18 protein-coding genes and 1 pseudogene are annotated in these 20468 nt (G+C 72.8%); 12 read left to right on the top strand and 7 right to left on the bottom strand.

Going from position 1 to position 20468, the window contains the following annotated elements:
- Window positions 1–94: pseudogene (locus tag ACIA5A_RS26850) on the top strand (phytochelatin synthase); the annotation flags it as partial.
- A 54-nt stretch (window positions 95–148) separates the two neighbouring features.
- Here the strand turns inward: ACIA5A_RS26850 and recQ are convergent.
- A complete protein-coding gene (gene recQ / locus ACIA5A_RS26855; RefSeq protein ID WP_396767217.1) occupies window positions 149–1990 on the bottom strand; it encodes a DNA helicase RecQ in 1842 nt (613 codons plus the stop codon).
- A 250-nt stretch (window positions 1991–2240) separates the two neighbouring features.
- Here recQ and rapZ point away from each other — a divergent pair, with 250 nt between their 5' ends.
- The 8 genes from rapZ to ACIA5A_RS26895 all read left to right on the top strand — a co-directional run bounded on the left by rapZ (window position 2241) and on the right by ACIA5A_RS26895 (window position 9226).
- Complete coding sequence (gene rapZ / locus ACIA5A_RS26860; RefSeq protein WP_396767218.1) at window positions 2241–3119, top strand: RNase adapter RapZ; 879 nt, start codon at window positions 2241–2243, stop codon at window positions 3117–3119.
- On the top strand, window positions 3116–4099 hold the full coding sequence (gene yvcK / locus ACIA5A_RS26865; protein ID WP_396767219.1) for a uridine diphosphate-N-acetylglucosamine-binding protein YvcK: 984 nt from the start codon (window positions 3116–3118) through the stop codon (window positions 4097–4099). The genes rapZ and yvcK overlap by 4 nt, the downstream gene beginning before the upstream one ends.
- A gap of 55 nt (window positions 4100–4154) precedes the next feature.
- A complete protein-coding gene (gene whiA, locus ACIA5A_RS26870; RefSeq protein WP_018788213.1) occupies window positions 4155–5135 on the top strand; it encodes a DNA-binding protein WhiA in 981 nt (326 codons plus the stop codon).
- A gap of 266 nt (window positions 5136–5401) precedes the next feature.
- Window positions 5402–6406, top strand: coding sequence for a type I glyceraldehyde-3-phosphate dehydrogenase (gene gap, locus ACIA5A_RS26875; RefSeq protein WP_107162499.1), 1005 nt, complete (start codon window positions 5402–5404; stop codon window positions 6404–6406).
- Entirely contained in the window at window positions 6403–7602 is a 1200-nt protein-coding gene (locus tag ACIA5A_RS26880) for a phosphoglycerate kinase (protein ID WP_396767220.1), read from the top strand. Before gap ends, ACIA5A_RS26880 begins: the two co-directional genes overlap by 4 nt.
- Window positions 7603–8394, top strand: a complete 792-nt coding sequence (gene tpiA / locus ACIA5A_RS26885) for a triose-phosphate isomerase (RefSeq protein ID WP_396767221.1) — start codon at window positions 7603–7605, stop codon at window positions 8392–8394. It abuts the gene before it with no gap.
- 95 nt (window positions 8395–8489) lie between these two features.
- A complete protein-coding gene (gene secG, locus ACIA5A_RS26890) occupies window positions 8490–8750 on the top strand; it encodes a preprotein translocase subunit SecG (protein WP_181569394.1) in 261 nt (86 codons plus the stop codon).
- A 131-nt stretch (window positions 8751–8881) separates the two neighbouring features.
- Window positions 8882–9226 (top strand): RNA polymerase-binding protein RbpA, encoded by a 345-nt coding sequence (locus ACIA5A_RS26895; protein WP_181569393.1) that lies wholly within the window; start codon window positions 8882–8884, stop codon window positions 9224–9226.
- 57 nt (window positions 9227–9283) lie between these two features.
- Here the strand turns inward: ACIA5A_RS26895 and pgl are convergent, their stop codons facing one another.
- The 6 genes from pgl to tkt all read right to left on the bottom strand — a co-directional run bounded on the left by pgl (window position 9284) and on the right by tkt (window position 17696).
- Window positions 9284–10054 carry a 6-phosphogluconolactonase gene (gene pgl, locus ACIA5A_RS26900; RefSeq protein ID WP_396767222.1) on the bottom strand — a complete coding sequence of 257 codons (771 nt, stop codon included), beginning with the start codon at window positions 10052–10054 and terminating at the stop codon, window positions 9284–9286.
- A gap of 47 nt (window positions 10055–10101) precedes the next feature.
- Window positions 10102–11118 carry a glucose-6-phosphate dehydrogenase assembly protein OpcA gene (locus ACIA5A_RS26905; protein WP_396767223.1) on the bottom strand — a complete coding sequence of 339 codons (1017 nt, stop codon included), beginning with the start codon at window positions 11116–11118 and terminating at the stop codon, window positions 10102–10104.
- A 31-nt stretch (window positions 11119–11149) separates the two neighbouring features.
- Window positions 11150–12664 (bottom strand): glucose-6-phosphate dehydrogenase, encoded by a 1515-nt coding sequence (zwf, locus tag ACIA5A_RS26910; RefSeq protein WP_396767263.1) that lies wholly within the window; start codon window positions 12662–12664, stop codon window positions 11150–11152.
- Window positions 12665–12714: 50 nt separating this feature from the next.
- Complete coding sequence (locus ACIA5A_RS26915; protein ID WP_396767224.1) at window positions 12715–14283, bottom strand: glucose-6-phosphate isomerase; 1569 nt, start codon at window positions 14281–14283, stop codon at window positions 12715–12717.
- Window positions 14284–14362: 79 nt separating this feature from the next.
- Complete coding sequence (tal, locus tag ACIA5A_RS26920; RefSeq protein WP_396767225.1) at window positions 14363–15541, bottom strand: transaldolase; 1179 nt, start codon at window positions 15539–15541, stop codon at window positions 14363–14365.
- Window positions 15542–15557: 16 nt separating this feature from the next.
- The gene (gene tkt, locus ACIA5A_RS26925; RefSeq protein WP_396767226.1) at window positions 15558–17696 is read right to left on the bottom strand and encodes a transketolase; all 2139 of its coding nucleotides are present in this window, start codon (window positions 17694–17696) and stop codon (window positions 15558–15560) included.
- 262 nt (window positions 17697–17958) lie between these two features.
- Between tkt and ACIA5A_RS26930 the strand changes: the two genes are divergently transcribed.
- From ACIA5A_RS26930 to ACIA5A_RS26940, 3 genes are all read left to right on the top strand, one after another.
- Window positions 17959–18918, top strand: coding sequence for a heme o synthase (locus tag ACIA5A_RS26930; protein WP_396767227.1), 960 nt, complete (start codon window positions 17959–17961; stop codon window positions 18916–18918).
- A gap of 232 nt (window positions 18919–19150) precedes the next feature.
- Complete coding sequence (locus tag ACIA5A_RS26935) at window positions 19151–19483, top strand: hypothetical protein (protein ID WP_396767228.1); 333 nt, start codon at window positions 19151–19153, stop codon at window positions 19481–19483.
- Window positions 19484–19496: 13 nt separating this feature from the next.
- Entirely contained in the window at window positions 19497–20414 is a 918-nt protein-coding gene (locus ACIA5A_RS26940; protein ID WP_396767229.1) for a RimK family alpha-L-glutamate ligase, read from the top strand.
- Window positions 20415–20468 lie beyond the last annotated feature (54 nt).

Consider the following 20468-nt stretch of genomic DNA (forward strand, 5'->3'; position numbering starts at 1 on the left):
CGCCGACAGCGCCAACCCCAACACCGCCTCCTACCGCATCACCATCGACAACCTCGCCGACTGGATCGCCACCCGCGGCTACAGCACCAGCTGACCCGCAACCGAACAGGGCCCGACCCCACCACCCGGGGTCGGGCCCTTCGGCGCGTCAGCCCTCGGCGAGGACCGCGAGGATCGACTCGCCGTACTTGGCGAGCTTGTTCTCGCCCACGCCGTTGAACCGGGACAGCTCGGCCAGCGACGTCGGCGGCTCGGCGGCGATCTGGCGCAGCGTCGCGTCGTGGAAGATGACGTACGCCGGGACGCCCTGCTCCTTGGCGGTGGCCGCCCGCCAGGCCCGCAGCCGCTCGAAGACGCCGGCGGCGGCGGGGGAGAGGTCGGCCACGACGGTGGCCGAGCCGCGTGGCTTCGCCGCCCGGCCCGACACCGGCCGCTCCGGCTCCTTGCGCAGGGTGACCGTGCGCCGCCGGCCGAGCACGTCGGCGCTGGACTCGGTCAGGGCCAGCGTGCCGTAGTCGCCCTCGACGGCGAGCAGGCCCTCGGCGAGCAGTTGCCGCACCACGCCGCGCCACTCGACGTCGCGCAGCTCGGTGCCGATGCCGAACGTGCTCAGCGCGTCGTGGCCGTGCTGGTCGATCTTGTCGGTGTGCTTGCCGAGCAGGATGTCGATGCTGTGCCCGGCGCCGAACCGCTGGTTGCGCTCCCGGTCGAGCCGGTAGACGGTGGAGAGCAGCTTCTGCGCGGCCACCGTGCCGTCCCAGGACTCCGGCGGGTCGAGGCAGGTGTCGCAGTTGCCGCAGTTCGCCGCGCCGGTCTCGCCGAAGTAGTCGAGAAGCTGGGCGCGGCGGCAGCGGACCGTCTCGCACAGCGCCAGCATCGCGTCGAGGTGGGCGGCGAGGTTGCGCCGGTGCGCCAGGTCGCCCTCCGACGTCTCGATCATCTTGCGTTGCTGCACCACGTCCTGCAGCCCGTACGCCAGCCAGGCCGTGGACGGCAGGCCGTCCCGCCCGGCGCGGCCGGTCTCCTGGTAGTAGCCCTCGACCGACTTGGGCAGGTCGAGGTGGGCGACGAAGCGGACGTCGGGCTTGTCGATGCCCATGCCGAACGCGATGGTGGCCACCATGACCAGCCCGTCCTCGCGCAGGAAGCGCTGCTGGTTGCGGGCGCGGGTGCCCGAGTCCAGGCCGGCGTGGTAGGGCAGCGCCGGGATTCCGTTGGCGACCAGGAACTCGGCGGTCTTCTCCACCGAGGCCCGGGACAGGCAGTAGACGATGCCGGCATCGCCCGGGTGCTCGTCGCGCAGCAGGCTCAGCAGTTGCCGTCGCGGCTCCCGCTTGGGCACGATCCGGTATTGGATGTTGGGCCGGTCGAAGCTGGCCACGAAGTGCCGGGCCTCGGTGAGTTGCAGCCGGGTGGCGATCTCGGTGCGGGTGGCCCGGGTCGCGGTGGCGGTCAGCGCGATGCGGGGCACCTGCGGCCAGCGCTCGTGCAGCATCGACAGGTTCAGGTAGTCGGGGCGGAAGTCGTGCCCCCACTGGGAGACGCAGTGCGCCTCGTCGATCGCGAACAGGCCGATCTTTCCCCGCTCCAGCAGGCCGAGGGTGGAGCGCACGGCCAGCCCTTCCGGCGCGAGGTAGAGCAGGTCGAGGTCGCCGGCGAGGAAGGCCGCCTCGACCCGGCGCCGCTCGGCGGGCTCCTGCGTCGAGTTGAGGAACCCGGCCCGTACGCCGACCGCGGTGAGTGCGTCGACCTGGTCCTGCATGAGCGCGATCAGCGGGGAGACGACCACCGCCACGCCGTCGCGGACCAGCGCGGGGATCTGGTAGCAGAGCGACTTGCCGCCGCCGGTGGGCATGAGCACCAGCGCGTCGCCGCCGGCCACCACGTGCTCGATGATGTCCTGCTGGACGCCGCGGAACGCGTCGTAGCCGAAGACCCGGCGCAGCACGCCCAGCGCGTCGGAGGTCCGCTGCTCGGTGGGGGAGACCATCCGGGCAGTCTACGAGCGCCCACCGACGACGCCCGGCCCCGAGCGGGCGCGTGGCGTGGTCCGGCACCTCGACAAATCGGGCAACGGGCTGTTCCGGTGGTCACCCCGTGGAATCCCGGACCGGGTCGCAGCCGTTAGAGTCGGCGACTGACCATGCGCGGCCGACCGGCCGTGGCGCCACGGCTGGGGGTAGCGGGTGAGCGAGGCGCGGACGGCGGAGGACCTAGTGCCGACCAACGCGGAGACGGCGGTGGGACGACCGGCAGAGGCGGAGACCTCCCTGGTGGTGGTGACCGGCCTCTCCGGCGGGGGCCGCAGCACGGTGGCCCGGGCGCTGGAGAACGTCGGCTACTACGTGGTCGACAACCTGCCCCAGGCGCTCATGCTGGACATGGCCGAGCTGGCGTCCAAGGCCGGCGGGGCGGCCCGGCGTACGGCGATGGTTCTGGACGTGCGCTCGCGCGCCTTCTCCACCGACCTGGCGGGCGCGATCCGGGAGCTGCGCGAGCGCGGCTTCTCGCCCCGGGTGGTCTTCGTCGACGCCGACGACGAGGTGCTGATCCGCCGCTTCGAGAGCGTGCGCCGCTCGCACCCGTTGCAGGGTGACGGGCGGCTGGCCGACGGCATCGCGGTGGAGCGGGCTCTGCTGGAGGAGGCCCGCGACCAGGCCGACGTGATCATCGACACCAGCCACCTGAACGTCAACCAGCTCCGCCGCCGGGTGGAGGAGCTGTTCGGCGGCGAGGACGCCCGCCGGCTGCGGATCACCGTGCTCTCGTTCGGCTTCAAGTACGGCCTCCCGCCGGACGCCGACTTCGTGATGGACGCCCGCTTCCTGCCCAACCCGTACTGGGTGCCGGAGCTGCGGGAGCACACCGGCCGGGAGGAGGCGGTGAGCGCGTACGTGCTGGGGCAGGAGGGCGCCGACGCGTTCGTCGCCGGCTACGCCGACCTGGTCAACGCCACCACCACCGGCTTCGCGCGGGAGGGCAAGCGCTACCTGACCGTGGCGGTCGGCTGCACCGGCGGCAAGCACCGCAGTGTGGCGATCGCCGAGGAGTTGGCCGTCCGGCTGCGCGCCTCCGGCATCGCGGCCAATCCGCAGCACCGGGACCTGGGGCGGGAGTGACGACGACCCGGGTGGTCGCGTTCGGCGGCGGCCATGGCCTGTCGGCGTCGCTGCGGGCGCTGCGGCACTGCGTACCCGGACTGGACCTGGACATCACCGCGGTGGTCACGGTCGGCGACGACGGCGGCTCCAGCGGCCGGCTGCGCGCCGAGCGCGGCGGCCTGCCCCCGGGGGACCTGCGGCAGGCGCTCGTGGCGCTCTCCGGTGACCACCCGGCGACGAGGCGCAGCGCGGCGTTGTTCCAGCACCGGTTCGCCGCCGCCGCGCCCGCACCGGAGGGCGGCGTGGGTGACCCGCTCGTCGGGCACGCGGTGGGCAACCTGCTGCTGCACGGGCTGACCGAGCTGCTCGGCGACCCGGTGGCGGCGCTCGACCACGCCGGGGCGATGCTCGGCGCGGTCGGCCGGGTGCTGCCGATGTCCCGCCAGCCGGTGGGCATCGAGGCCCGGGTCCGCGGCGTCGACCCGGCCCACCCGGACGAGGTGCGCACGCTGCGCGGGCAGCACCAGGTGGCGATCACCTCGGGCACTGTGGAGTCACTGCGGCTGACCCCGGCCGCGCCGGCCGCGTGCGCCGAGGCGGTGGCCGCGGTACGCGCCGCCGACTGGCTGATCTTCGGGCCGGGGAGCTGGTACACGAGCGTGTTGCCGCACCTGCTGGTGCCCGGCCTGGCCGACGCGATCGTGTCCAGCCCGGCGCGCCGGCTGGTGACGCTGAACCTGGTGGCCGAGAAGGAGACGTCCGGGCTGTCCCTGCCCGACCATCTGGACACCCTGCGGCGCTATCTGCCCGAGCTGAAAGTGGACATGGTGCTGGCCGACTCCACGGCGGTGGGTGACCCCGCCCCGGTCGAACGTGCGGCAGAATCGCTTGGTGCCCGGCTGGTCCTCGCCCCCGTCGCCGTCCCCGACGGCACGCCCTGTCATGATCCGGCCGCACTGGGCGCCGCACTGGTGCCTGTCCTGGGCGCCGATCGTTAGACACGTACGTAATCACCGGCGACACGCCGGTACCGGTCCGTGAGGGGGCGCTGGAATGGCGATGACGGCTGCGGTCAAGGACGAGCTGAGTCGGGTCGACGTGCCCAAGCCCTGCTGCCGCCGGGCGGAGATGGCCGCCCTGCTGCGTTTCGCCGGCGGTCTGCACATCGTCTCGGGTCGCGTGGTGGTCGAGGCGGAGCTGGACACCGGCGCGGTGGCCCGCCGGCTGCGGCGCGAGATCGCCGAGGTCTACGGCTACCCGAGCGAGATCCACGTGCTCGCCTCGGGCGGCCTGCGCAAGGGCAGCCACTTCATCGTGCGGGTGGTCAAGGACGGCGAGGCGCTGGCCCGGCAGACCGGCCTGCTGGACGTGCGGGGCCGCCCGGTGCGGGGCCTGCCGCCGCACGTGGTGGCGGCAAACGTCTGCTGCGCGGTCTCCGCCTGGCGCGGCGCGTTCATGGCGCACGGTTCGCTCACCGAGCCGGGCCGCTCCAGCGCGCTGGAGATCACCTGCCCGGGGCCGGAGTCGGCGCTGGCGCTCGTCGGCGCCGCCCGCCGGATCGGCATCACCGCCAAGAACCGTGAGGTGCGCGGCGTGGACCGGGTGGTGGTCAAGGACGGCGACGCGATCGCCGCGCTGCTCACCCGCATCGGCGCGCACTCCAGCGTGCTGGCCTGGGAGGAGCGTCGGGTCCGCCGTGAGGTGCGCGCGACCGCCAACCGGCTGGCCAACTTCGACGACGCGAACCTGCGCCGCTCGGCGCGCGCGGCGGTGGCCGCCGCCGCCCGGGTGACCCGGGCGTTGGAGATCCTCGCCGACGACGCGCCGAACCACCTGACCTCGGCCGGGCGGCTGCGGCTCGAGCACCGCCAGGCGTCGCTGGAGGAGCTGGGCGCGCTCGCCGAGCCGCCGCTGACCAAGGACGCCATCGCCGGTCGGATCCGCCGGCTGCTCGCGCTCGCCGACAAGCGGGCCCGTGACCTCGGCATCCCGGATACCGAAGCGGCAGTCACGCCGGACATGCTCGTGGTCTGATAGGACACGGGGGGCGACGTCGCGCGACCGGGATCACCACCCGGCGCAGCGCGCCGCCACGCGCTCGGATAGGGTCGCTGCGTACGGCAAGGGGGCCGGCACAGGCATTCCTCGCCGTACTCACCGCCTCGGGCGGTCAGGTCTCCATGGACCGCGGCGGGGTGGCCGAGATGACATCGTCAACGGCCGGCTCCAACGGTCGGCGCACACACCTCCGCCGGCCGTGGTCTGACGCCGGCGGACCAGAACGCGAGGAGATGGAACCTGTGACCATCCGGGTTGGCATCAACGGCTTCGGCCGCATCGGCCGTAACTTCTTCCGGGCAGTGCTGGCGTCCGGCGCGGACATCGAGATCGTGGCGGTCAACGACCTGACCGACAACGCGACGCTCGCCCACCTCGTCAAGTACGACAGCATCCTGGGCCGCCTCCCGCACGAGGTGAAGGCCAGCGCCGACGAGATCACCGTGGGCGGCAAGGCCATCAAGGTGTTCGAGGAGAAGGACCCCGGCAAGCTGCCGTGGAGCGAGGTCGGCGTGGACGTCGTCATCGAGTCCACCGGGTTCTTCACCGACGCCACCAAGGCGAAGGCGCACATCGACGGCGGGGCCAAGAAGGTCATCATCTCCGCGCCGGCGAAGAACGAGGACGTCACCGTGGTCATGGGCGTCAACCAGGACCAGTACGACCCGGCCAAGCACAACATCATCTCGAACGCGTCCTGCACCACCAACTGCCTCGCCCCGATGGCGAAGGTCCTGCAGGACACGTTCGGCATCACCAAGGGTCTGATGACCACCATCCACGCGTACACGCAGGACCAGAACCTGCAGGACGCGCCGCACAAGGACCTGCGCCGGGCGCGGGCCGCCGCGCTCAACATCGTGCCGACCTCGACCGGCGCCGCGAAGGCCATCGGCCTGGTGCTGCCGGAGCTGAAGGGCAAGCTGGACGGCTACGCGCTGCGGGTGCCGATCCCGACCGGCTCGGCCACCGACCTGACCGTCGAGGTCGGCCGGGAGACCACCGTGGACGAGGTCAACGCCGCGATCAAGGCGGCCGCGGAGGGCCCGCTCAAGGGCGTCCTGGTCTACAACGAGGACCCGATCGTCTCCGCCGACATCGTCACCGACCCGGCGTCGTGCATCTTCGACGCGCCGCTGACCAAGGTGATCGGCAACCAGGTCAAGGTCGTCGGCTGGTACGACAACGAGTGGGGCTACTCCAACCGCCTCGTCGACCTGGTCAAGCTGGTCGGTAGCTCGCTGTGAGCATCCGTGACCTCGACGACCTGCTCGGCGAGGGGGTGTCGGGTCGGCGCGTGCTGGTGCGCGCCGACCTGAACGTCCCGCTCGACAAGCAGACCGGTGACATCACCGACGACGGGCGCATCCGCGCCGTGCTGCCGACGCTGAGCGCGCTGGTGCAGGCCGGCGCGAAGGTGGTCGTCTGCTCGCACCTGGGTCGCCCGAAGGGCGCGCCGGACCCGCAGTTCAGCCTCCGCCCGGTCGCCGGGCGGCTCGGTGAGCTGCTCGACGCCCCGGTGCACTTCGCCGAGGACACCGTCGGCGACTCGGCACGGTCCACCGTGGCCGAGCTGGCCGACGGCCAGGTCGCGCTGCTGGAGAACCTCCGGTTCAACAAGGGGGAGACCAGCAAGGACGACGCCGAGCGGGGCGCCTTCGCCGATCAGCTCGCGGCGCTCGGTGACGCGTACGTCGACGACGCGTTCGGCGCGGTGCACCGCAAGCACGCCAGCGTGCACGACGTGCCGGCGCGCCTGCCGCACGTCGCCGGCCGCCTGGTGCTGCGCGAGGTCGAGGTGCTCAGCAAGCTGACCGGCGCGCCCGAGCGGCCGTACGTGGTGGTGCTGGGCGGCTCGAAGGTCTCCGACAAGCTGGCCGTGATCGAGGCGCTGCTGCCCACCGTCGACCGGCTGCTCATCGGCGGCGGGATGTGCTTCACCTTCCTCAAGGCCCAGGGCCACGAGGTGGGCACCTCGCTGCTGGAGGAGGAGATGGTCGAGACCTGCCGCAACCTGATGGAACGCGCGCCGGGCAAGATCATGCTCCCGGTCGACGTGGTGGCCGCGGACGCCTTCGCCCCGGACGCCGCGCACGACACGGTGCCGGCCGACGGCATTCCCAGCCACCGGCTCGGCCTGGACATCGGCCCGGAGACGGTGGCCGGTTTCGCCGCCGTGCTGTCCCAGGCGAAAACGATCTTCTGGAACGGCCCGATGGGCGTGTTCGAGATGGCCGCGTTCGCCGACGGCACGCGCGGGGTGGCCGAGGCGATCACCAAGGCCGACGCGTTCAGCGTGGTCGGCGGCGGTGACTCGGCGGCGGCGGTGCGGGCCCTGGGTCTGGACGAGTCCTCGTTCGGGCACATCTCCACCGGCGGTGGCGCGTCCCTGGAATACCTGGAGGGCAAGACCCTCCCCGGCATCGCGGCTCTGGAGAACTGAATGGCGAGCACCACCCGCCGGCCGCTGATGGCCGGCAACTGGAAGATGAACCTGAACCACCTCGAGGCCAACCTGCTGGTGCAGAAGCTGGCGGCGAGCCTCAACGAGAAGCAGCTCACCGACGTCGAGTGCGTGGTGCTGCCACCCTTCACCGACCTGCGGACCGTGCAGACCGCGGTGGACGGCGACAAGCTGCTGATCGGCTACGGCGCGCAGGACCTGTCGCCGTTCCAGTCCGGGGCCTACACCGGTGACATCGCCGGGCCGATGCTGGCGAAGCTGGGCTGCGGCTACGTGGTGGTCGGCCACTCCGAGCGGCGGCAGTACCACCACGAGGACGACGCGCTGGTCAACGCGAAGGTGGCGGCGGCGCTGGCGAACGGGCTCACCCCGATTCTCTGCATCGGCGAGGGCCTGGAGATCCGCGAGCAGCTCAAGCAGGTCCCGCACTGCTGCGACCAGCTCGACGGCGCGCTGAAGGGCCTCACCGCCGAGCAGGTCACCAAGGTCGTCGTGGCGTACGAGCCGGTCTGGGCGATCGGCACCGGCAAGACCGCGACCCCGGAGGACGCGCAGGAGGTCTGTGGCGAGGTGCGCAAGCGGCTCGTGGAGACCTTCGACGAGACCACCGCCGGGCAGGTCCGGATCCTCTACGGCGGGTCGGTCAAGGCGTCGAACGTCGCCGCGATCATGGCCCAGCCGGACGTGGACGGGGCGCTGGTCGGGGGCGCGAGCCTGGACGCGGAGGAGTTCGCGCAGATCTGTCGGTTCCCGGAGCACACGGCCCGCTGATCGCTCGCTATCCTTGACGCTGCCCGTCCAACGGTCGGTGCCACCGTGCCCGACAGGTCCGGGCAGTGATCGTAACGAGAGGACTGACCCCCGCCATGCCGATCTGGTTCGCCTACACGATGATCACGTTGCTGGTCATCACCAGCGTGCTGCTCGTCCTGCTGATCCTCCTGCACCGCGGTAAGGGCGGCGGTTTGTCGAGCATGTTCGGCGGCGGCGTCAGCTCCAGCCTGGCCGGTTCCTCGGTGGCCGAGAAGAATCTCGACCGCTACACCGTTCTGGTGGGGATCGTCTGGTTCGCGTGCATCGTCGGGCTGGGGCTCTGGCTCCGGCTCCAGATGAGCAGCGGCACCTGAGCGAGCGCCGAAGAAGCGTACAATCTGCGCGCGGTCCGTTACGGACCGCGCGCAGTTTTGTTTCTCCGCCCGTCGCCCGTCGCCGACCCCTTCCGGTGGCGGTCCCCTCCGACGACAGGGAGCGAGCAACCGTGCCCAGCAACAACGTCATCCGCGGCACCCGGATCGGGTCCGCCCCCGAGCGTTTCGACCAGCGCACCGAGCCGGCCCCGCGCCGACCGGTCGTCTACTGGTGCCGCCACGAGCACCGGGTCGAGTTCCTGATCGCCGCCGAGGCGGAGACCCCGGCGTCCTGGGACTGCCCCCGCTGCGGGGAGCCGGCCGGCCCCGAGCCGGGCAACCCGCCGGGCCGCCAGCGGGCCGAGCCCTACAAGACCCACCTGGCGTACGTGCAGGAGCGGCGTACGCCGGAGGAGGGTGAGGCGCTGCTCGCCGAGGCGCTCGCGGCGCTGCGTCGGCGTCGAGGTCGCGCCTGAGAGGTGTGAAGAAGGGGCCCCGCCTGTACCGCAGGCGTCAAGAAGGGGCCCCTCCTTTCACCTGAGGCTGCGGGCGCGGGGCGGCACGTTCGCCGCCGCCGCGCGGTCCAGCAGCCAGAGGGTACGGGAGACGCCCCGCACCCCGGCCGCCGGAAGTTGCACCGGCCCGGCTCCGGCCAGCGCCATGCCCACCGCCCGGGCCTTGTCCGCCCCGGCGGCGACCAGCCACACCTCCTCGGCCGTGTTGATCGCCGGCAGGGTCAGCGTGGTGCGCACCGGCGGCGGCTTGGGGCTGCCCCGCACCGCGCTCACCGGCCGGCTGTCGTGGTGCACCGGGTGCTCCGGGAACACCGACGCCACGTGCCCGTCCTCGCCGACGCCGAGCATCAGCACGTCGAAGTGGGGCAGTGCCGCGGTGCCCGGTCGGGCGGCGGCGGCCAGCTCCCGCGCGTACCCGGCTGCGGCCGCCTCCGGGTCGTCGCCGGCCGGGCCGTCGGAGGCCGGCATCGGGTGCACCCGGGCCGGGTCCAGCGGCAGCGCGTCCAGCAGCGCCGCCCGGGCCTGGGTCTCGTTGCGCTCCGGGTCGCCGGCCGGCAGGAAGCGCTCGTCGCCCCACCAGACGTCGACCCGGGACCAGTCCACCGCGTCCCGGGCCGGCAACTGGCCGACCGCCCGGTGGACCGCCGCGGCGATCCGCCCGCCGGTCAGCACCACCGACGCCTGACCGCGTTCGGCCTGCGCGTCGAGCAGCTTCACCAGCAGCCGGGCCGCCACCGCCTGCGCCAGCAGGTCCGGGTCGGCGTGTACGGCGACACTCGCCTCAGTCATCCGTCGTGCCTCGTGTCTCTGTGCGTCCGACCGCCCGGTCCGGGCGGTCACTCGTTGGCTGTCGCGCCCGCGTGCGCGGTCACGCCGGCCTCGGCCCGCTGGGCGGTCGCCGGATCCTTCCACACGTGCACCCGCTGCGGCGCACGCTGGTCCAGGCCGGTCAGCCCGGCCGTCGCGCCGAGCGCCTCCGCGTAGACCTGGTCGGCGTCGAGCCGGCGCAGCTCCTCGGCCAGCTCGTCGCCGAGCGGCCGGCGGACCAACGGCAGCGTCCGGTCCTCCTGCCCGGTACGCCGGAACACGGCGACGCTGTCGTCCCGGGTCAGCGTCAGCTCGTCGCCGTTGGCGCACCGCAACTGCACCTCCCGCATGCGCGGGAACTCGTCGGTGTGCTCCCACCTCGGCTCGATGCCGAGCCGGGCGCTCAGCCAGCCGCACATCAGCGCCGCCGTCGGGTCGGTGCGCGGCGCCACCACCGTCGCCTCGGTGACCCGGGCCTGGGTGGTGTCGAACGCCCCGGCGACGAGCGTGCGCCACGGGGTGATCCGGGTCCAGGCCAGGTCGGTGTCGCCCGGCGCGTAGTCGCAGGCCCGCTGCCGCAGCGCGGCGATCGGGTCGGCGGCCTGCGCGGCGTCGGTGATCCGCCGGTCGGCGACCACGCCGAGGAAGTCGGTGGCGATCTCGTCCGGCGGTTCGCCGTGCCACCAGGTGACCACCGGCACGTCCGGCACCAGCAGCGGCATCACCACCGACTCGGCGTGCAGCGCGAGCCGGCCGTACATCCGGGTGACCACCGCCTCGCACGGGCCGAGCCGGCCGCCCACGACGATCTCCGCGTCCAGCCGGTTGCGGTCCCGCTCGACGTCCGCGCGGACCACCACGAGCAGCCGGCACGGGTGCGCGGCGGCGGCTATCGTGGCCGCCGCCTCGGCCTCCCGGACCCGCTTCTCGTCCACCACGACGATCAGGGTGAGCGCCATGCCGCTGGCCACCCCGCCCGCGCTGCGCCGCTCGGCGGCCAGCGCCTTGACCACCTCGTTGCCGGTGGTGTCCCACAGCCCGATCAATGGAGCCTCCTGGTTCGCTCGCTCTGCTCGCTCACGCTCTCCGCCACGCCCGACCCTCGCGGGCCAGCATCTCGTCGGCGGCCCGGGGGCCCCACTCGCCGGCCCGGTACGGCTCCGGCTTCGTGCCCTCCCAGGCGTGCTCCAGCGGGTCCACCACCTGCCAGCTCTGCTCCACCTCGGCGGCGTCCGGGAACAGCGTCCGGTCGCCGATGAGCACGTCCAGCACCAGCCGCTCGTACGCCTCGGGGCTGGACTCGGTGAACGCCTCGCCGTACTGGAAGTCCATCGCGATGTCGCGGACCTCCATGGTGGTGCCCGGCACCTTGGAGCCGAACTTCAGCACCACGCCCTCGTCCGGCTGGACCCGGATGACGAGCTGGTTGGCGCCGAGCGACTCCATGTCGGCCGGGTTGAACGGCAGGTGCGGCGCCTTCTTGAACATGATGGCCACCTCGGTGACCCGCCGCGGCAGCCGCTTGCCGGCGCGGATGTAGAACGGCACCCCGGCCCAGCGGCGGTTCTGGATGGCCAGCTTCACCGCCACGTACGTCTCGGTGGTGGAGTCCGCCGGGACGTCCTCCTCCTCCAGGTAGCCCTTGGCACGCTCGCCGCCCACCCAGCCGGGCAGGTACTGGCCGCGCACGGTGTCCCGGGAGACGTCCCGGGGCACGGCGATCGCCTTGAGCACCTTGAGCTTCTCGGCCCGGATCTCGTCGGCGTCGAAGCTCGTCGGCTCCTCCATCGCCACCAGGGCGAGCAACTGGAGGAGGTGGTTCTGGAGCACGTCACGGGCGGTGCCGACCGAGTCGTAGAACGCGGCGCGGGTGCCGATGCCGACGTCCTCGGCCATGGTGATCTGCACCGAGTCGACGTACTTGGAGTTCCACAGCGGCTCGAATAGGTTGTTGGCGAACCGCAGCGCCAGGATGTTCTGGACCGTCTCCTTGCCCAGGTAGTGGTCGATCCGGAACACGTCCTGGCTGGTGAAGACGTCGTCGACCAGGTCGTTGAGCGCCTTGGCCGAGGGCAGGTCGTTGCCGAACGGCTTCTCCACCACCACCCGCCGCCAGCCGCCGGACTTCTCGTTGTCCGCCATGCCGGTGCGGGCGAGCTGCTTGAGCACCACCGGGAAGGCCGCCGGGGGGATGGAGAAGTAGAACGCGGCGTTGCCGGCGATGCCGTGCGTGTCGCGCAGCTCGTCGAGGGTGGTGGCGAGGTGGTCGAAGGCGGCGTCGTCGTCGAACGAGCCGCCGACGAACTTGATGTTGCCGACGAGCCGGGCCCAGACCTCCTCCCGCCAGGGGGTGCGGGCGTGCTTCTTGGCCGCGTCGTGGGCCAGCGACTCGAAGTCGCCGTCGCCCCAGTCGCGGCGGGCGAATCCGAGGACCACGAACCCCGGCGGCAGGAGCCCCCGGTTGGCCAGGTCGTAGACCGCCGGCAGCAGCTTCTTGCGGGCCAGGTCGCCGGTGACCCCGAAGATCACCAAGGCGCACGGTTCGGGGATCCGCGGCAGCCGCCGGTCCTGCGGGTCGCGCAGCGGGTTCACCGGGCCACCTCCTCCTGCTTCTCGGTCCACTGATTCCAGGTCGTTGATCGTCACGTACGTGTCCGTCCGGCCGTATCCAGCAGTTGGGCGACGCCCGCCGCCCGCTCGGTCAGGTGCAGTCGCAGCACCTGTCGCTCCCGGCCGGCCAGGGCCCGCCGGTCGCCGGCGGCCTGGGCCGCCTGAAGTTCCGCGAAGGTGTACGGGCGGCCGGGCACCGGGAGATCATCGGTGACCGCACCGGTGATCTGGAGGTGCCGGACGCGCCCGTCGAAATGGTCCGGGTGGCGGGGACCCCAGCCGAAGGTCACCGGCCGCCCGGTGGCGCGGGCCAGCAGCGGGCGCAGCCCGGCCACCGCCGCGTCGGCGGACCGGTCGAGGTGGGCGGTCACCGCGAGGTGCTCGTCCGGGGCCAGCCCGTCGGTGATCCAGCGCAGCGCCCCGGCCAGGTCGGTGGGGGCGCCGGTCGGGGCGTACACCTCGACCGCGCCGTCGACCGACGAGGGCGGCCGGTCCGCCGGGCCGTCGTCGTCCGCCGGGGCCGCCGGCGTCGCGAACGGGTCCACCCGCAGCGCCACCGCGGCGGTCGCGGCGGCGTGCGCCCAGGCGAGGAACTGCGCGCCGAGCGGGCCGTTGACCGCCAGGTCGGCGGCCACGCCGGGCGCCACCCCCGCGCCGAGCGCGCCGCCAATCCCGACCGTCAGCACGTCCGGGCCGGTGGCGCCGGGCGCGTCCGGGGACTCCGCGGCGATCGGCAGCGCCCGCCCGCCGGTCGCGGCGGCCAGCAGCGCGCCCACCCAGTGCCGCAGCCCGTCGAGGCCGGTGCCGTCGGGCGCCAACGCGACGGTGTCGCGCCCGCCCGCGACCGACGCGCCCAGGGCCGCGCCGAGCGCGAGAGCCGGGTTGTCCCGGTCCCGTTCCAGCGCGCCGGCGAGCGCCGCGGCCTCGTCCAGCAGCTCGGTGACCGGCGCGCCGGCGAGCGCCGCCGGCACCAAGCCGTACGCGGAGAGCGCGGACCAGGGCCCGGCCACCTCCTCGTCGGCCGGGATCAGCACCGCGCCCAGCTCGTCGGCGAGCGCGGCGAGCTCCGAGCCGGGCGGGGCGACCACCACGACGTGCCGGTCCGCCTCCGGCCCGGCGTCGTGCCAGGCCTGCCGCCACACCCGCAGGTGCGCGTCGGTGGTGGGATCGGGGCCGGACCGCCCGGCGAGCACCAGCACGGTACGCGCCGGCCGATCGGCCAGGGCCGCGCGGGCCGGCCCCGGATCGGCCGTGTCGAGCACTGTCAACGGCCGGCCCAGGCATGCCGCGATCACCTCGGCGGCCAGCGTGACGTCGCCGGCGCCGGCGAGCACCACGTGGTCCAGGTCGCCCAGCTCGGCGGTCAGCTCGGCGAGCTGGGGGAGCAGGTCCCGGCTGCGGCAGTGGGTGTCGACCCAGCCCAGCCGGTCGCGGGCGGTCGCCTCGGCCGCGGGTCCCCAGAGGGTCGGGTCCTTGGCGGCCAGCCGGGCGGGGACGTCGTCGGCGACCAGCGCGGCGCGCGCGGCGGTGTCCACCGCGCCCGCGCCGTGCACGGCCAGGCCGGCGGCGACGTCCGCCGGACCGGCCAGCAGGTCGCTCATGGGTCTCACCTCACCGGGATCCACGGTACGGCGGAACGCGCCCCGGGGCAGGGCCCCGGGACGCGTCGCACGCCGTCCGTCACGCGTTCCCGCCGGCCTGCTGGGCGTTCTGCGCGTTGCCCTCGGCGGCCCGGTGCGGGCTGCCCGCGCCCTTGGCCGCCTCGGCGAGGGACTTCTTGACCCCCTCCAGCAGCTCCAGCCAGCTCGCCTCGAACTTCTCCACGCCCTCCCGCTCCAGGGTGGCGATCACGTCGGCCAGGTCCACGCCCACCGACTCCAGGTCGGCGAAGACCTGCCGCGCGTCGTCGTACGCGCCGGTGATCGTGTCGGCCTGCGTCTCGCCGTGGTCGGCGTAGGCGTGGACGACCGGCTCCGGCATGGTGTTGACCGTGCCGGGGGCGATCAGCTCCTCGACGTAGATGACGTCCCGGTAGTCGGGGTTCTTCGTCGAGGTGGAGGCCCACAGCGGCCGCTGCGGGTGGGCGCCCGCGTCGGCCAGCTTCTGCCACCGCTCGGAGGAGAACACCTCGCCGTAGCGCTCGTAGGCCAGCCGGGCGTTGGCGACCGCGGCCTTGCCGCGCAGCGACTTGGCCTGGTCCGAGCCGATCTTCTCCAGCCGCTTGTCGACCTCGCTGTCGACCCGGGAGACGAAGAACGAGGCCACCGAGCCGATCTTGGAGAGGTCGTGCCCGTTGGCCTGCGCCTGCTCCAGGCCGGCGAGGAACGCCTCCATCACCTGCGAGTAGCGGTCCAGGCCGAAGATCAGCGTGACGTTCACGCTGATCCCCTCGGCCAGCGTCTTGGTGATCGCCGGCAGGCCCTCCTCGGTCGCCGGGATCTTGATGAAGAGGTTCGGCCTGTCGACCAGCCACCACAGCGCCTTGGCCTCGGCGGCGGTCTTGTCCGCGTCGTGCGCCGAACGGGGGTCCACCTCGATCGACACCCGGCCGTCCACGCCGTCGCTGGCGTCGTACGAGGGGCGCATCACGTCGCAGGCCCACCGCACGTCGTACGTGGTGAGCATGCGGACCGCCTCCTCGACGTCCACGTCGCGGGTGGCGAGGTCACGGAGCTGCCAGTCGTACTCGTCGGCGTCGCTCAGCGCCTTGGCGAAGATCGTCGGGTTGGTGGTCACGCCGGCCACGTGGTTCTCTCGGCGCAGCTTGTCCAGCCCGCCGGAGCTCAGTCGTACCCGGGAAAGATCGTCGAGCCAGATCGCCACCCCGGCGTTCTGGAGCTCCTTCAGCCTGTCCGTCATGCCGTCCACGCTCCCCTCAGTTGCCGGTCGTGAAACCGGTGATGTCGCCCACCCGGGTCAGCGCCGCGTGCGCGGCGGCCACGATCCGGTCGGGGGTGAACCCGAACTGCTCGAAGAGCACGGTGTAGGGCGCGCTCGCGCCGTAGTGCTCGATGCTCACGCTCTCGCCGCTGTCGCCGACGATCGCCCGCCAGGACATCGCGATGCCCGCCTCCACGCTCACCCGTGCCTTTACCCCGCGCGGCAGCACCGACTCCCGGTACGCCTCGTCCTGCGCGAAGAACCATTCCTGGCACGGCATGGACACCACCCGGGTGGGGGTGCCGTCGGCCTCCAGCCGCTCCCGGGCGGTGAGGCAGAGCTGCACCTCCGAGCCGGTGCCGACGATGATCACCTGCGGCTTGCCGTTGGACGCCTCGGCCAGCACGTAGCCGCCCTTGGCGGTGCCCTCGGCGGGGCCGAACTCGCTGCGGTCGATCGTCGGCAGCGCCTGCCGGCTCAGCGCCAGCGCGGTCGGCCGGTCGGTGTGCTCCAGCGCCTGCCGCCACGCCCAGACGGTCTCGTTGGCGTCGGCCGGGCGGACCACGTCCAGGCCCGGGATGGCCCGCAGCGCGGTCAGGTGCTCGATCGGCTGGTGGGTCGGGCCGTCCTCGCCGAGGCCGATCGAGTCGTGCGTCCAGACGTAGGTCACCGGCAGCTTCATCAGCGCGGCGAGCCGCACCGACGGGCGCATGTAGTCGCTGAACACCAGGAACGTGCCGCCGTAGGGGCGGGTGCCGCCGTGCAGGGCGATGCCGTTGAGGATCGAGCCCATGCCGTGCTCACGGATGCCGAAGTGCAGCGTGCGGCCGTACTCGTCACCCGGGAAGTCCTTGGTGGCGTGCCCGGCCGGGACGAAGGACGGCTCGCCCTTCATGGTGGTGTTGTTGCTCTCGGCCAGGTCGGCCGAGCCGCCCCACAGCTCGGGCAGCACCGGGGCGAGCGCCTCCAGGACCTTGCCGGAGGCGGCCCGGGTGGCGACGCCCTTGGCGTCCGCCGGGAAGGTGGGCAGCGCGTCGGTCCAGCCGGTCGGCAGGGTACGGGTGGCCATCCGGTCCCACAGCGCCTTGCGCTCCGGGTTGGCCTTCGCCCAGGCGTCGAACCCCTTGTCCCACTCGGCCTGCGCCTCGGCGCCGCGCTCGATCACCTGGCGGGCGTGCTTGAGCACCTCCTCGTCGACCTCGAAGGTGCGCTGCGGGTCGAAGCCGAGGATCTCCTTGGTGGCCTTGACCTCGTCCGCGCCGAGCGCCGAGCCGTGGATCTTGCCGGTGTTCTGCTTGTTGGGCGCGGGCCAGCCGATGATGGTGCGCAGCGCGACGAACGAGGGTCGGCCGGTCTCCGCCCTGGCCGCCAGCAGCGCCTGGTAGAGCGCCTCCACGTCCTCGTGGTAGTCACCCTGGTCGGCGTCGCCGGTGCGCCAGTCGACGGTCTGCACGTGCCACCCGTACGCCTCGTAGCGGGCCGCCACGTCCTCGCTCTTGGCGATCCGGGTGTCGTCCTCGATCGAGATCTCGTTGTCGTCGTAGATCACGCAGAGGTTGCCGAGCTGCTGGTGGCCGGCGAGCGCGCTCACCTCGTGGGTGATGCCCTCCTCGATGTCGCCGTCGGAGGCGATGCACCAGATGTCGTGCCGGAACGGGGAGTCGGCGCGGTCCGGCTCGGGGTCGAACAGGCCGCGCTCGCGGCGGGCGGCCATGGCCATGCCCACCGCGTTGCCGAGGCCCTGGCCGAGCGGGCCGGTGGTGGTCTCCACGCCCGGGGTGTGGCCGTGCTCCGGGTGCCCCGGGGTGAGCGAGCCCCACTGGCGCAGCGCCTTGAGGTCGTCCAGGGCCAGCGGGTAGCCGGAGAGGAAGAGCTGGATGTAGAGGGTCAGGCTGGAGTGCCCGGCGGACAGCACGAACCGGTCCCGGCCGGGCCAGTTCGGGTCGGTCGGGTTGTGCCGCATGACCCGGTTGAAGAGAAGGTAGGCCGCCGGGGCGAGGCTCATCGCCGTGCCCGGGTGGCCGTTGCCGGATTTCTCCACGGCGTCCATGGCCAGCACGCGGACCGTGTCGACGGCCCTGCGGTCGAGGTCGGACCAGTTGAGAGCGGGAAGCTCGGGTCGTTTCGCAGCCACGTTGATGTGCTCCTCGGCAGATGGGCGGAACCCTCACTGATGACCCTATCGAGCGCCACTAAACGTCCGCCCGGGGATCTCGGCATGCTGACTTGTACGTTTCCGTCCCGGCCGGGCGTTCAACCCCCGGTGTGACGGCCCGCACCGTTGCCGGGTCTGCGGGGCAGCCAAAACGACGACGCGTAGTGTGTGGGGCGGTGTGTGGACCCGGCTCGGGTCCGGGCCGACGACCTCCCCTGCCGAAGCCGGAAGGTGGCAATCCGTGAGCATGATCACCGAGCGCCCGGTCAGCAACCCTGCCGGGGCGTCGCCGGTGGGCACGGTGGCGGAGGCGCCGGCGACCGGCCGGCGGGACGTGCGGGCCGTCGTGGCCGCGTACGTCGCGCTGACCAAGCCGCGGATCGTCGAGCTGCTGCTGGTCACCACCGTCCCGGCGATGATGCTCGCGGACGGCGGCATGCCGTCGCTGTGGCTGGTGGCCGTGGTGCTGGTCGGCGGCTCGCTCGCGGCCGGCGCGGCGAGCGTGCTCAACTGCTACATCGACCGCGACATCGACCAGTTGATGCGGCGCACCAAGCGCCGCCCGCTGCCGGCGCACACCGTGTCGCCGCGTAACGCCCTGGTCTTCGGGCTGGTGCTGGCGGCGGTGTCGGTGGCGTTGATGGCGGCGACCACCAACTGGCTGGCGGCCGGCCTGACGCTTGCCGCGATCGCCTACTACGACCTCGTCTACACGCTCTGGTTGAAGCGGACCACGGCCGCCAACACGTTCTGGGGCGGCGTCTGCGGCGCCGCGCCGGTGCTGATCGGCTGGGCCGCGGTCACCGGCTCGCTGTCGCCGGCCGCCTGGGGCCTGTTCGCGGTGGTCTTCTTCTGGCAGATGCCGCACTTCTACGCGCTGGCCATCAAGTACAAGGACGACTACGCCCGGGCCGGCATCCCGATGCTGCCGGTGGTGGCCTCGGTCCGGCGGGTCAACGCCGAGATCATCGGCTTCTCCTGGCTGACGCTGCTGTCGTCGCTGGCGGTCTGGCCGCTCGGGATGAGCCCGATCTACGGGGTGACCGCGCTGGTCGTCGGCGGGATCTTCGTGGTGGAGGCGCACAAGCTGTGCCGGCGCGCCACGCGCGGCGAGGCGGTCAAGCCGATGCGGCTGTTCCACTGGTCGACCACCTACCTCACCATCCTGTTCGCCGCCGTGGCGCTGGACGCGCTGATCTGACCGTCGCGCTCGTTCGCGCACGTGAGGCGGTTCATCAGAAGTTTTTTCCCGGTCCACGGTAGGGGACCAACCCGGACAGAGCGTGACGATCCTTGCCGCCCGTTTTCGCCGCTTAAGAGCGAAAAATCCGGGCAAATTACCTGTGGTTCTCCTTAAACCGATGGGTAATTGGCATCACATTCAGTTCATGGTTCTCGCACATCCGGGTGGAACTCTGCTTAGGCTTCGCGTCATGGCAGATGGTTCCGATACGACGCTGACGGCTGACAAGACCGACGACCAGGCCCCCAACGGCCTGGTCGCGGGCATCAAGTCGTTCGCCGCCGGGCACGGCGGCGCGAAGGCGGTCATCGAGTACGTCGGCAAGCGCGGCGCACGGATCGTCCTCGTGGGTTCCGACGGGGCGTGGGCGGACCAGTTCGCCGACGACACCGTCGTCGCACGGCAGGCCTGCGCCACGGCCGGGGTCGACGTGGAGAACGCCTGGGAGCGCGAGCTGATGGACCAGATGCGTCCGAGCAACGACCTGTGGCGGTCGATGGCCCGGCGCACGATGGCCCGCTGACACACATAACCGCATGACCGATCACCACCAGTCGACCCGGGGGAAACCCCGGGTCGCTCTCGTCACCTGCGCCGCCCTGCCCGACCTCGACCCCGACGACCGGCTCGTGCTCGACCCGCTCGCCGCCCGCGGCGTCGACGTCGAGGCCGCGATCTGGGACGACCCGACCGTCGACTGGTCCGGCTACGACCTGGTGGTGCTCCGCTCGCCCTGGGACTACGCCCTGCGGCGGGACGAGTTCGTCGCCTGGGCGCGCACCGTGCCGGCCCTGGTCAACCCGGCCGACGTGGTCGCCTGGAACACCGACAAGCGCTACCTGGCCGAGCTCTCCGCCGCCGGGGTGCCGACCGTGCCGACGGTCTGGATCGCGCCGGGGGAGCGCTGGGCGCCGCCGCCCACCGGCGAGCACGTGCTCAAGCCGGCGGTCAGCGCCGGCAGTCAGGACACCGGGCGCTACGACCTGGCCGACCCGGAGCACCGTGAGCTGGCGTCGGCGCACGTGCGGCGCCTCGGTGACGCCGGACGGGTGACCATGGTCCAGCCGTACCTCGACGCGGTGGACACCGCAGGCGAGACCGCCCTGCTCTATCTGGCCGGCCCGGACGGCCTGGTCTTCAGCCACGCGATCCGCAAGGGACCGATGCTGACCGGCCCGGACCGGGGCGAGGTCGCGCTCTACAAGGAGGAGCGGATCGACGCCCGCACCGCCACCGCCGCACAGCGGGCGGTCGCCGACACGGTGCTGGCCGCCGTCCCCGGCGGGGCCGACCGGCTGCTCTACGCGCGGGTCGACCTGATCCCCGGCCCGGACGGCGCGCCCGTGCTGGTCGAGCTGGAGCTGACCGAGCCGAGCCTGTTCGTCGGGCACGCCGACGGCGCGCCGGACCGGCTCGCCGACGCGGTCCTCGCCCACCTGCCCCGCCACCCCTGACCGCTCTGCCGGCCCCGGCCCGGCCCGCCCGCCCCTGACCGCTCTGCCGGCCCT

Source organism: Micromonospora sp. NPDC051300, assembly GCF_044455315.1.
Lineage (GTDB): Bacteria > Actinomycetota > Actinomycetes > Mycobacteriales > Micromonosporaceae > Micromonospora > Micromonospora robiginosa.

What these genes read in the sequence shown, in the direction of transcription:
- recQ (WP_396767217.1), bottom strand. Translation starts at nt 1,990, where the DNA reads ATGGTCTCCCCCACCGAGCAGCGGACCTCCGACGCGCTGGGCGTGCTG.
- whiA (WP_018788213.1), top strand. Translation starts at nt 4,155, where the DNA reads ATGGCGATGACGGCTGCGGTCAAGGACGAGCTGAGTCGGGTCGACGTG.
- tpiA (WP_396767221.1), top strand. Translation starts at nt 7,603, where the DNA reads ATGGCGAGCACCACCCGCCGGCCGCTGATGGCCGGCAACTGGAAGATG.
- secG (WP_181569394.1), top strand. Translation starts at nt 8,490, where the DNA reads ATGCCGATCTGGTTCGCCTACACGATGATCACGTTGCTGGTCATCACC.
- pgl (WP_396767222.1), bottom strand. Translation starts at nt 10,054, where the DNA reads ATGACTGAGGCGAGTGTCGCCGTACACGCCGACCCGGACCTGCTGGCG.
- ACIA5A_RS26915 (WP_396767224.1), bottom strand. Translation starts at nt 14,283, where the DNA reads ATGAGCGACCTGCTGGCCGGTCCGGCGGACGTCGCCGCCGGCCTGGCC.
- tal (WP_396767225.1), bottom strand. Translation starts at nt 15,541, where the DNA reads ATGACGGACAGGCTGAAGGAGCTCCAGAACGCCGGGGTGGCGATCTGG.
- ACIA5A_RS26935 (WP_396767228.1), top strand. Translation starts at nt 19,151, where the DNA reads ATGGCAGATGGTTCCGATACGACGCTGACGGCTGACAAGACCGACGAC.
- ACIA5A_RS26940 (WP_396767229.1), top strand. Translation starts at nt 19,497, where the DNA reads ATGACCGATCACCACCAGTCGACCCGGGGGAAACCCCGGGTCGCTCTC.